The sequence below is a fragment of the Nostoc sp. LEGE 06077 genome, assembly GCF_015207705.1.
Taxonomy (GTDB): Bacteria; Cyanobacteriota; Cyanobacteriia; order Cyanobacteriales; family Nostocaceae; genus Nostoc_B.
This window is the reverse complement of record NZ_JADEWI010000126.1, coordinates 1-1,446: the sequence shown is the minus strand read 5'-3', so window position 1 is coordinate 1,446 and position 1,446 is coordinate 1. Positions and strand designations below refer to the sequence as shown.

The following is a 1,446-nucleotide window of genomic DNA, read 5'->3' as shown; positions in this document are numbered from 1 at the left end:
CATATCTTTGCAGTTCATTGAAATTGTTGGAAAAAGTGCAATTTTGAGTAGTGTTTGACAGGGGAGAACAGCAGCCCGAGTTTCGCCGCTAATACGCCTTGAAAATAGGTGATATTGTACCGCTGGTCTATCTGTTCGCCCTGTTTTTCTCATAAACTTGGACAGTACCTATTGGATGTAGCCAAGAGCAACAATCCTGAATTTATGTGCAAAATTCGAGAAAAACCGTCAGGCAAAATCAACTTTAAACCAACCCTGACATGAACAAACAAGACCAAAATTCAGCTACTTTACTGCGCTATTGCGTTGGTATAGATGTTAGCAAAGATAACTTACAAGTATGCGTATCTTTGATAGATACCAATGGTAAAGTAACCATAAAGGGAAGCGGTAAAATCAACAATAAAACGACGGCTTTTGAGAGTTTTTTGACATGGGTTGATAAGCATTGTAAAGATAAATCTCTACCTGTCCGCTTCGTGATGGAATCCACAGGTGTCTATCACGAGCAACTTGCTTGGTATCTATTCCAAAAAGATTTGGCCGTTAGTGTGGTGCTTCCAAACAAAGCCAAACACTATCTAAAAAGCATCGGTAATAAATCAAAGAATGATAGTATAGATGCCAGAGGTTTAGCCCAAATGGGCTTAGAGCAAAACTTAAAACTTTGGAAGCCTCTCTCGAAGAATATTTATCAGTTAAGGATGCTAACTCGTCACTATCAGACACTTCAAGAGTTAAAAAACCAATCTGAGAATCAACAGCATGCTATTTTACACAGCCAAGTGATTGATAAATTTACGCTAAAACACTTGGAGAAATTGATAAGATTGTACGATCAACAGATTGATGAAACTAAACAACAGATTGCCAAACTGATTGAAAAAGACACAATTCTTAAACCTAAAATTGAGCAGTTATGTCAAATCAAAGGTTTAGGCTTATTGTCTGTAGCTACTATTATAGCTGAAACTAATGGTTTTACTGGTTTTGAAAATATCCGCCAGTTAGTCAGCTTTTCAGGCTATGATGTAGTCGAAAATCAATCGGGAAATCGTGTAGGAAAGACAAGAATCTCTAAAAAGGGTAGTAGCCGAATTAGACGTATCTTACACTTGCCCGCATTCAATGCAGTACGCTTCGGAGAGCCGAGTTGTCAAGCCTTATTTGAGCGTGTCTTTGAACGTACCCAAATCAAAATGAAAGGCTATGTAGCTGTCCAAAAAAAGTTATTAACCAAGTGCTATGCCATCTGGAAAAATGACACTCAATATGACCCAAATTACAATTCCAACAATGTCAAAGAACAAAAAAATATGGACAAAAAAATAGTCCCGACAAGCGGGACTATGCAGGATATAGCTGCTTAAAACAGCTATTCCGATTAAGTCCCAAATTTATTAAAAAAATCCTAATTCAAAACTTGCATTTTAAGACAGTACCAGC

Annotated in this window: 1 protein-coding gene; it reads left to right on the top strand. The window is 37.4% G+C overall.

What is annotated here, in order from left to right; translation table 11 throughout:
• Positions 1–260: 260 nt before the first annotated feature.
• Positions 261–1,370 carry an IS110 family transposase gene (locus IQ244_RS32190; protein WP_193900709.1) on the top strand — a complete coding sequence of 370 codons (1,110 nt, stop codon included), beginning with the start codon at positions 261–263 and terminating at the stop codon, positions 1,368–1,370.
• Positions 1,371–1,446 lie beyond the last annotated feature (76 nt).